We start from the raw sequence: 9,403 nt of genomic DNA on the forward strand, positions 1-9,403 counted from the left end.
CAACACGGCCCCGTTTTTTTGTGCGATCAACTGCCAGGCAGCAGGATGTTGGCCGTTATGTCGCTTTCCGAAAGGTGCGAGGTGTTTTCAAGCGTCACGAGGATAATGTCGAATTCGCCGGGAACGTCGTCGACGAGAATGTAATCGCCGTTGGCATTGGTGCGAATGTCGAGTTGTCCGCCGATGTTGCTGCTGTGAATTCGGATTTCTTCGTTTGCCTCGTAGTCGGTGATCACCTTGGGGTCGTCCAGTGTGGACTTCGAGAATGTGAAGGTGTCCTTACCTGCTCCTCCGGTCATCGTATCAAGACCGTTGCCGGACCAGATGAAATCATCGCCGCTCCCGCCAAACAGGATGTCATTGCCGTCTCCTCCGAACAGACGGTCGCTTCCCAGTCCGCCCTTGACGACATCAGAGCCCGCGCCGCCAAACAGGAGGTCATTGCCGCCACCGCCGCTGACGGTATCGTTGCCGCCGCCACCTTCGATGGTGTCCTGGCCGCCATCGCCATTCAGCCTGTCGTTGCCGCCCTGGCCCTTGATCTTGTCATTGCCCTTGCCGCCGCTGGCACGATCCCGGCCTTTGCCGCCGTCGAGGGAGTCAAAGCCGTTGCCTCCGTTCAGGGTGTCGTTGCCCTGCCCGCCGGAGAGCGTATCGAACCCGTCGCCGCCGCTTGCGGAATCCGCGCCGGACCCGAGGTTGATGGCGTTTGCGTTTGAATCGCCCTGAACGCGGTCGTTTCCGTCTCCGGTTTCGACATTTTCAAAGCCGCGGAAGGTTGTGTCGTAGCCGCAGGATTCATCGATCGACGTGGCCGTTCCGGCGGTCATGTCGACGTCCATGTCGCAGGACGGCCCGACCCATGGGGTTGGCATCACAAGCCAGTCATTCCCCTGTCCGCCGTGCACGAAATCATCGCCGGGTGTCAGCCACCAGGTGTCATTGCCTTGGCCCAGCCGCCCTTCGTCGTCGGTGAGCCAGCCCATTGCGGCGTCATCGCCCGTTGAGCCAAGCTCTCTCACCGGATCGCCCTGAACCCATTCGTTGGCAAAGTCGGAAAAGGCGGTGTGCCGCTCTGCGTCGGTGGTGGCATTGCGGAAGTCCTCGCTCGCCGCAATCAGGGTTGTGATGTCGCTGTAGGTTTCGGCGGCGTGGCCGAACTCGCAGGCCCATGTCGAGAATGTCGGGTGCCAGAACTTGCCGTAGTAGATGCTTCCGCCGGTCGGATTGCCGTCACCGTCAAGCGTGAGATCGTTGTTGAAGTAGAGCTCTAGGCTTGGGCCGCTGGGCAGGTCGATAAACAGGAGGGTATCGTTGATGGGGGTCAGTATCGCATCCGAGGCCACGAATTGATCGAAGATGAGTTTCAGGCTGGGTTCGGGAATGGTCGCGTAGTGTCGGTAATACATGGCAATATCCTGATCTGAGAAATTTCCAAAATCCTGCCGCAGGGCCTGTTGCAAATCAAGTAAGAGGGTTGTGATGATGCAGGGGAGGGGCGGTTGCCCCTTGTTTTATTGACCCTAGGTCACCTTGGGCATGGGGGAAACCGGCGGGATTTTTCCCTTTGTGGGTCGGGGTGGAATGTCTAACCTGCTTGCGAACCACGGGGTTCGGGAACTTTTTGCGGGGGCACCCGCCACAAGGGAGAATTTGAAATGGGCAAACGCGACGATCTTATCGCGAAATATGCGGACGACCTGAAGAACAAGTGCGGCATGGAGCCGGACATGGATCTGCTGACCAAGGTGACCATTGGGTGCGGTCCGGCGATCTACAATGATGATGCCTCGACCGTTGCGGCAACGCAGGAAAGCGAGCTTGAGACCGTCAAGAACAACTTCCTTGTGAAGAAGCTGGGCCTTGCGGATGGTCCGGAGCTGATGGATGCGATCAATTCGGTGATCGAGACCTATGGCCGTTCGGAGCGCAACAAGTATCGTGCGGTTGTCTACTACATGCTGACCAAGCATTTCGGCAAGGAAGCCATCTACGGCTGAACCGGCGATCCGGTTTCTTGAAGCAGCGCCCGCTTTGGTTAAGCGGGCGTTACTTATTTGGGAATGTTTCTAGATACTTGGTGTTTGCCGCGAGGGTGGGGAATGCGGTATCAAGGGACAAGTCGCGCCAGGATGGCCAGACCCTGAATATCGGTTCACGTGTGGTGAGTAGGGAGCACGTGGGGGAACGGGGGATCTGGCCGGTGCCGTCGGACGGACCCCCGTTCACAGTTTCAGAGCAGCGTAAGAACCAGCCCCATCAGGGTGCAGCCAATGGTGGCGTAACCGCCGTCGATCAGGATCAGCGCGCGAGGACGGCCGGCAAAGCTGTAGTTGGTCGCGATCCATGGCGTGGCCAGGAACAGGCCGATGCCAAGCCCGCCGATCAGGCCTGCGCCGGGCGAGGCGATACCACCAAGGGCAAAGACGTGGCGCATCATGCCAGCGACAAAGATCGCGCAGATAAAGGCCACGATATAGGGCAGGGCGCCTGAATTGGGCGGGCGGCCGTTTTCGTCGGGGGTGATGCCGGCGGCCTGCATCCACGGGCGGCCAAGGGCCATGTACCAGACAGCCCCAAAGACATAAGAGGCGATGGCCGCCGCGATAACCGAAATGAATTCCATGATCGTCTCCTGCTGCGCATGTTCAGGCACAGTATGGCGGAGGATCAGGGATTTGCCTACAGGCCGCCCATGTCGCAGATGATCTGCCATTCGGCTTCGGTGACGGGTTGCACCGAGAGGCGGGAGTTCCTGACCAGCACCATTTCGGTGAGGCGGGGATCGGCCTTGATCATGTCAAGCGAGACGGGATTGGGCACCGGTTCCACCGCCTTGATGTCCACGCATTCCCAGCGCGGATCGTCGGTCTTGGAGTCCTGATGCGCCTCGGCGATGACCTCGACAATGCCGACCACGGATTTCTCTTTCAGGGAATGATAAAAGAAACCGCGGTCGCCGATCTGCATCTCGCGCATGAAATTGCGGGCCTGATAGTTGCGCACGCCGTCCCATTCTTCGCCGGCGTCCCCGTTGGCAACCTGCTGGTCCCAGCTCCAGGTGTTGGGTTCGGATTTGAACAGCCAGTAGCGCATCAGCCGATCACCTTGTTCCACGGGATCAGTTCGACCGAGGCAAAGAGATCGGCCTGTTTGTAGGGATCGTTGGCGGCCCAGTCCTGCGCCTCTTCCAGCGACATGTTCAGGACGATCAGCGAGCCGCACATCTCGCCGTTCTCATTCAGGAACGGGCCCGCCATTTCAACGGCATCGGTGGATTTGAGATAGGCGACGTGGGCGTCACGGTTGGCCTTGCGGATCTCAAGGGCGCCGGGTTTGTCCTTGGCGATCAGGGCGATTTTCATGGGTGTTCCTCCTTGGGCGGGCGTGAGAGCAGAAGCTCCATCGCCTGTGTAATGGCCAGTTTTCCGTCAATCAGGGCGGTGACGGCCTGAGTGATCGGCATGTCGATTTCAAGATGGGCAGCGCGGGCGGTGACGGCGCGGGCGGTGGCGGCGCCTTCGACGGTGACATTCGGGTCGAAGGCTTCTTTGCGGCCAAGCGACAGGCCGAACCGGTAGTTTCGGGACTGGACCGAGGTGCAGGTGAGCGTGAGGTCCCCAAAGCCCGAGAGACCGGCCAGCGTATCGGGGCGGGCCCCAAGCGCGCGGGCCATGCGCTGCATTTCGGCATAGCCGCGGGTCATCAGGGCGGCGCGGGCGCTTTCGCCAAGGTTTGCGCCCATAGCGGCACCGCAGGCGATGGCGATCACGTTCTTGAGCGCGCCGCCAAGTTCGGCACCGGTGGTATCGGTGGTGCGGTAAATGCGCAGGTTGGGTGTGGTCAGCGCCTGTTGCAACTGTTGGCCAACGGCATCGTCTTCGACTGCGAGGGTGAGGGCGGTGGGCAGGCCGCGCGCGATGTCGGCGGCAAAGCTGGGGCCGGTCAGGATGGCGGGCGTGGCATCGGGGGCGCAATCGCGGATCACCGCGACGGGGCCAAGTTCGGTTTCCAGCTCCACGCCCTTGCAGCACGCCACGAGCGTGTGGTGGTTCAGGGTGGGGTTTTCGAGCAGGAAGCCGCGCAGTTTCTGCATCGGCACGGCAAGCAGGATGGTGTCAGCCAGCGCCGCGCCGATGTCGTGGGTCACGTGCAGTGTTTCGGGAAAGGCGGCATCCGGCAGGCGGCGGGTGTTTTCCCGCGCGGCGGCCATTTCCGCGACGTGATCCCTGTCGCGTGCCCAAAGGGTGACGGGGGTGCCGGTACGGGCAAGCGAAATGGCAAGGGCGGTTCCGAACGCGCCTGCGCCGATCACGCTGATGCTCATGCCTTGGCCCCTTTCTTGCCGCTGCCCAGAAGGGCGGGCGCTTTCTTGTCGAGCGGCCAGCGCGGGCGGGCCACCAGTGTCAAGTCATCTGACAACCCCTGACGCAGACGTTCAAGCCCCGCATAGGCGATCATCGCAGCATTGTCGGTGCAAAGCGCAAGAGGTGGCGCGGTGAAGGTGACGCCGTGTTCGGCGCAAAGCGTCTCTAACCTTGCCCGAATGGCGGTATTTGCGGCCACGCCACCGGCCACGGCCAAGAGCGGCTGGGCAGGGTTTTCGGCAAGGTATTCCACAAGGGCGCGGCGGGTTTTCTCGGCCAGAACATCGACAACGGCGGCCTGGAACCCGGCGCAGAGATCGGCGCGGTCCTGTTCCGTGAGTCCGCCCTTTTCGGCGATCACGGCATCGCGGGCGCGCAGCAGCGCGGTTTTCAGGCCGGAGAAGGACATGTCACATCCGGGTCTGTCCAGCAGGGGACGCGGGAAACGGAACTTTTTGGGATCGCCCTGTTCGGCGGCTTTCTGGACCGAGGGACCACCGGGTTGCGGCAGGCCCAGCAGGCGGGCGGTCTTGTCGAAGGCCTCGCCCGGGGCGTCATCGATGGTGCCGCCAAGGCGCGAGAAATCCTCGGGACCGCGGGCGATCAGGAACTGGCAATGCCCGCCGGAGACCAGAAGCATCAGGTAGGGAAAGGCCACCTGATCGGTCAGGCGCGGGGTCAGGGCATGGCCGGCAAGGTGGTTCACGCCAACCAGCGGCAGGCCAAGACCGGCGGAAAGGCCCTTGGCGCACATGACACCGGAAAGCACACCGCCGATGAGGCCGGGGCCGGCGGTGACGGCAATGGCGGTGACGTCCCTGAGGGCAAGGCCCGAGGCGGCGAGGGCTTCTTCGACACAGATGTCGAGTTTTTCGGCATGGGCGCGGGCGGCGATTTCGGGGACGACACCGCCGAAATCGGCGTGCAGCTCGGTCTGGCCGTGGACGATAGAGGCGAGGATTTCCGGGTTGCCGTCTGCATCGGCGCGGATGATGGCGGCGGCGGTATCGTCGCAGCTGCTTTCCAGACCAAGGATGATTGTCTCGTTGTTCATGACCAATGCCGTTGCGCGGGTGTTCACAGGCAGGTAACACCGAAAGGTGCCCTGAACAATGCTGGCCGTTGCAATGACTTCTGATCTCACCCTTCTGATGACCCGGCCGATGGCGGCGTCCGAAGCCTTTGTCGAGATGTTGCAGCAGGCGGGTGTTGATCTGAAGGTGGTGATGTCCCCCGTGCTTGAGATCGTCCGCCGGGATGTGACCCTGCCTTCGGACCTTGCCGGGGTGGTTTTCACGTCGAAGAACGGGGTGGCCGCGGTGGCGGGGCGGGATTTGCCTTGCTGGTGCGTGGGTGATTCCACTGCTGCGGCTGCGAAAGAGGCCGGATGGCGGGCGGTGTCGGCAGGGGGCGATGCAGAGGCGCTGTACCAGCGGATTTTGGCCGATGCGCCACGGGGGCCGCTGCTGCATGTTCGCGGTGAACACGCGCGTGGAAATCTGGCAGAGCGGCTGAGCGCGGCGGGGATCGAGACGCGGGATGTGGTGGCTTATGCGCAGGAGGCGCGGGCGCTGACAGATGAGGCAAAGCGCCTGTTGATGCGGGAAAACCCCGTTGTTCTTCCCCTTTTTTCGCCGCGAAGTGCCCAGCATGTTGTTTCACAGGGTCCCTACACGGCACCGTTACAGGTGGTTGCCATCAGTGACGCCGTGGCCGAAGAGGCGGCGGGCTTGCGGGGGCAGGGAATAGAGATTGCCAAGACGCCGGATGCGGTGTCGATGGTTGCGGCGATAAAACACTTTGCAGATGCAGCGTGCCGCATTGAGAGTGGAACCGGCAGGGCCTAAGTTCAGACAGGCATTTGCAGAACGAAACCGGATTCGAAAGGGTAAAGGCGCGTGGCCAAGTCAGACGAAACCGACAAGCCGACCGAGGCTCAGACCGAAGAGGGTGCCAAGGCACCGCAAGAGACCGTGGATGCGGAGGTCTCGGAAGAAACGGACGCTCCGGAAGACAATGTAGAAGAGGCCGTTGAAGACGCGGTGGTTCTGGATGAACCCGGGGCAGATGAGGCTTTGTCGGACGACACTGAGGAAGCGGCCGACGAAGACGGGGATGAGGTGGCGGAAGACGCCGAGCCTGAACCCGAGCCCGAGGTCGAGCCGGTGGCAGAGGTTGCCGAGACGCCCGCGCCGGTGATCGAGGAAAAGAAGGTTGGCTTTGTGCCCGTGGTTCTTGGCGGCGTTGTTGCGGCGGCCCTTGGCTTTGGTGGTGCAACCTATCTGAGCACGCAGGGCATTTTGTTCGGCGCACAGGATGATGGCGCAGTCGAGGCGCTGGCGGCGCGCGTTGCCAAGCAGGACGATCTGATCGCCGCGTTGCAAAGCAACCAGGACAAGCTGAGTGCTACGGCAGACCAGGCGCTTTCGACGGCGGCGGGTGCCAATGAGGCAGCGGTGCGCTTGCAGGGGCTTTCGGACCGGATCGAGACCGTGGCCAACAATCTTGTTGTGCTTGAGACCCGTGTGGTGGATGCCGAGAAACGCCCGATGACCGAGGGCCTTTCGGCGGCAGCGGTCGAGGCCTATGAGCGCGAGGTTGAAGACCTGCGGGCGATGGTTGCGGCACAGCTGGAAGAGGCCAAGTCGCTCAAAGCCAATAGCGAGAAGACCGCGCAGGCCACCCTTGGGCAGGCTGCGTTGACGCGAGTTGTGGCGGCGCTGGATGCCGGGGCCGCCTATCGCGGCGCGCTGACCGAGCTGGCAAGTGTCAGCGGTGTCGCCATTCCGGCCGCTTTGACGGATTATGCCGACGAGGGCGTGCCGACCCTGACCAAGCTGGTCGAGGATTTCCCGGATATTGCCCGCGAGGCGCTGGCGGATGCCCGCAAGCAGGAAGAAAAGGCCAGCGGCGCAGGCCGCCTTGGCCAGTTCCTGAAGTCCCAGCTGGGTGCTCGTTCGACCACACCGCAGGAAGGCGAGGATGCCGATGCGATCCTGTCCCGCGCCGAAGCGGCGGTGAAAGAAGGACGTGTTGCAGCGGCGCTTGAGGAGTTGGGCCAGTTGCCCGAAAGCTCGCAGGCGCTGATGGCGGGATGGGCTGAAAAGGCCGCCGCCCGTGTTGCCGCGATGGACGCTGTCGAGACCCTGGCGCAAAGCCTGAATTCGAATTGAAGGACACATGATGCTTTGGTCCCTGATTAAAATCCTGTTGTTCGTGGCCGCAATTGCCGGTCTGACCTATGGTGCCGGATACCTTATGGAGAGCGAAGGCGGTGTGATGATCACCGTGGCTGGCGTGGAATACACGCTTGGCCCGCTTCAGGCGGTGATTGCCTTGGTGGCGCTGGTGGCGTCCTGCTGGGTGCTGTTCAAGCTGGCCTCGTTGCTGGTGGCGGTGCTGCGGTTCCTGAACGGCGATGACACGGCCATCAGCCGCTATTTCGATCGCAATCGCGAAAAGAAGGGCTATCAGGCACTGTCTGATGGTCTTTTGGCGCTGGCCTCGGGGGAAGGGCGCGTGGCGATGGAAAAGGCCCGCAAGGCCGAACGTTTTCTGCAGAAGCCCGAGCTGACCAATCTGCTTACGGCGCAGGCGGCGGAAATGTCGGGTGACAGCCACAAGGCGACCGAGGTCTATAAGAAGCTTCTGGCCGATGACAGCACACGTTTTGTGGGTGTGCGCGGGCTGATGAAACAGCAGCTTGTGGAAGGGAATACCGACAAGGCGCTGAAGCTTGCCGAGACCGCCTTTGCCCTCAAGCCGCGCCACGTGGAAACGCAGGATACGCTGCTCAAGTTGCAGGCCGAAGATGGTGACTGGAAAGGCGCGCGCGAGACGCTGGGTGCCAAGCTGCGCTATGGTTCGGTGCCCCGCGATGTGCACCGTCGCCGCGATGCGGTTCTGGCGCTGTCCGAGGCGCGGGATATCGTGGATGAGGACGCCAGCGTCGAAATGCGTGAAAAGGCGATCGAGGCCAACAAGCTGTCGCCCGATTTGATCCCGGCGGCCGTGATGGCGGCCAAAGGCTATATCGAACAGGGCAAGGGGCGCGCCGCGACCAAGCTGTTGCGCAAGGCCTGGTCGGTGCAACCGCATCCGGATCTGGCTGCCGCCTTTGCCGCGATCGAGCCCGAGGAAACCCCGGCCAAGCGGGTGATCCGCTTCCGCAACCTGATCAAGGGTGACGAAAGCCATGCCGAGGCGATGATGCTGATGGCCGAGTTGCAGATTGCCGCCGAGGATTTCCCCGCTGCGCGTCGTGCGCTGGGCGATCTCTACGAGAGTGATCCGACCACCCGTTCGCTGACCATCATGGCGGCAATCGAGCGTGGTGAAGGGGCGGATGACGCGGTTGTCAAAGGCTGGTTGGCCAAGGCGCTGACCGCGCCGCGCGGCCCGCAGTGGGTGTGTGACAATTGCCATCACATCCATGCCGAATGGACACCGGTCTGTGGCAACTGCAACGCCTTTGACACGCTGACGTGGACGGCACCGCCGGCCTCGGACGTGATGAGCGCGACCGGCGTGGAAATGCTGCCGCTGATCGTGGGGGCTCTGGAAGACAAGAGCGACGAGGCCGAAGACGAGGATCTGATCGACGCCGAGGTTGTCGAAGCAGAGGAAACCCCGGAAGACGACACCCCCGAGGTGCAACCGGGCTACGTGGAAAAATAACGCTTTTCCACCACGTCGCGGGGTGCTATTAGCCCCGCGCAAGTGCCTCAATAGCTCAGCTGGTAGAGCAGGTCCTTCGTAAGGACAAGGTCGGGGGTTCGAGTCCCTCTTGAGGCACCACTTCAAGAAAAAAATCTATATAAAACAATATTTTGACGTTAGATGATTGGCATAGACCACCTTTCTGTCCACCCTTTGATACGCTGTGATTTCTCAGTATCCGAGAGATCTGTCCAAAACGCGCTCCTTCAGACGAACCCAAAAGTTCACGCATGTAGCTCAGTCATCGAAACAAGCTGTACGTTCTCCGAGTACTTCACCCCACTTGAGTGAAGGCACCTGGCCTACGCCGATCGAAG

Annotated in this window: 10 protein-coding genes and 1 tRNA gene; 5 read left to right on the top strand and 6 right to left on the bottom strand. The window is 61.9% G+C overall.

The window, feature by feature from the left end; translation table 11 throughout:
* Positions 1-26: 26 nt before the first annotated feature.
* Entirely contained in the window at positions 27-1,409 is a 1,383-nt protein-coding gene (locus NNA36_RS11805) for a calcium-binding protein (protein WP_255107224.1), read from the bottom strand.
* 249 nt (positions 1,410-1,658) lie between these two features.
* Between NNA36_RS11805 and NNA36_RS11810 the strand changes: the two genes are divergently transcribed.
* On the top strand, positions 1,659-2,000 hold the full coding sequence (locus NNA36_RS11810; RefSeq protein WP_255107225.1) for a DUF2853 family protein: 342 nt from the start codon (positions 1,659-1,661) through the stop codon (positions 1,998-2,000).
* A 233-nt stretch (positions 2,001-2,233) separates the two neighbouring features.
* Here NNA36_RS11810 and NNA36_RS11815 read toward each other — a convergent pair whose 3' ends face one another.
* Genes NNA36_RS11815 through tsaD form a run of 5 tightly spaced genes read right to left on the bottom strand, consistent with a single transcriptional unit; the run spans position 2,234 to position 5,421 of the window.
* Positions 2,234-2,626: a DUF1761 domain-containing protein gene (locus tag NNA36_RS11815; protein ID WP_255107226.1), complete on the bottom strand. Its 393-nt coding sequence runs from the start codon at positions 2,624-2,626 to the stop codon at positions 2,234-2,236.
* Between the two features lie 56 nt (positions 2,627-2,682).
* On the bottom strand, positions 2,683-3,096 hold the full coding sequence (locus NNA36_RS11820) for an EVE domain-containing protein (RefSeq protein ID WP_255107227.1): 414 nt from the start codon (positions 3,094-3,096) through the stop codon (positions 2,683-2,685).
* The gene (locus NNA36_RS11825) at positions 3,096-3,365 is read right to left on the bottom strand and encodes a YciI family protein (protein ID WP_255107228.1); all 270 of its coding nucleotides are present in this window, start codon (positions 3,363-3,365) and stop codon (positions 3,096-3,098) included. Before NNA36_RS11825 ends, NNA36_RS11820 begins: the two co-directional genes overlap by 1 nt.
* Positions 3,362-4,327, bottom strand: coding sequence for an NAD(P)H-dependent glycerol-3-phosphate dehydrogenase (locus NNA36_RS11830; protein WP_255107229.1), 966 nt, complete (start codon positions 4,325-4,327; stop codon positions 3,362-3,364). The genes NNA36_RS11825 and NNA36_RS11830 overlap by 4 nt, the downstream gene beginning before the upstream one ends.
* A complete protein-coding gene (gene tsaD / locus NNA36_RS11835; protein ID WP_255107230.1) occupies positions 4,324-5,421 on the bottom strand; it encodes a tRNA (adenosine(37)-N6)-threonylcarbamoyltransferase complex transferase subunit TsaD in 1,098 nt (365 codons plus the stop codon). The genes NNA36_RS11830 and tsaD overlap by 4 nt, the downstream gene beginning before the upstream one ends.
* Before the next feature lie 58 nt (positions 5,422-5,479).
* Between tsaD and NNA36_RS11840 the strand changes: the two genes are divergently transcribed.
* The 4 genes from NNA36_RS11840 to NNA36_RS11855 all read left to right on the top strand — a co-directional run bounded on the left by NNA36_RS11840 (position 5,480) and on the right by NNA36_RS11855 (position 9,164).
* Entirely contained in the window at positions 5,480-6,214 is a 735-nt protein-coding gene (locus NNA36_RS11840; protein ID WP_255107231.1) for a uroporphyrinogen-III synthase, read from the top strand.
* Positions 6,215-6,265: 51 nt separating this feature from the next.
* Positions 6,266-7,540 (top strand): COG4223 family protein, encoded by a 1,275-nt coding sequence (locus NNA36_RS11845; protein ID WP_255107232.1) that lies wholly within the window; start codon positions 6,266-6,268, stop codon positions 7,538-7,540.
* A 10-nt stretch (positions 7,541-7,550) separates the two neighbouring features.
* Positions 7,551-9,044 carry a heme biosynthesis protein HemY gene (locus tag NNA36_RS11850; protein ID WP_255107249.1) on the top strand — a complete coding sequence of 498 codons (1,494 nt, stop codon included), beginning with the start codon at positions 7,551-7,553 and terminating at the stop codon, positions 9,042-9,044.
* Positions 9,045-9,088: 44 nt separating this feature from the next.
* Positions 9,089-9,164, top strand: a tRNA-Thr gene (locus tag NNA36_RS11855).
* Positions 9,165-9,403 lie beyond the last annotated feature (239 nt).

This window comes from Shimia sp. CNT1-13L.2 (genome assembly GCF_024331145.1).
Taxonomy (GTDB): domain Bacteria; phylum Pseudomonadota; class Alphaproteobacteria; order Rhodobacterales; family Rhodobacteraceae; genus Shimia.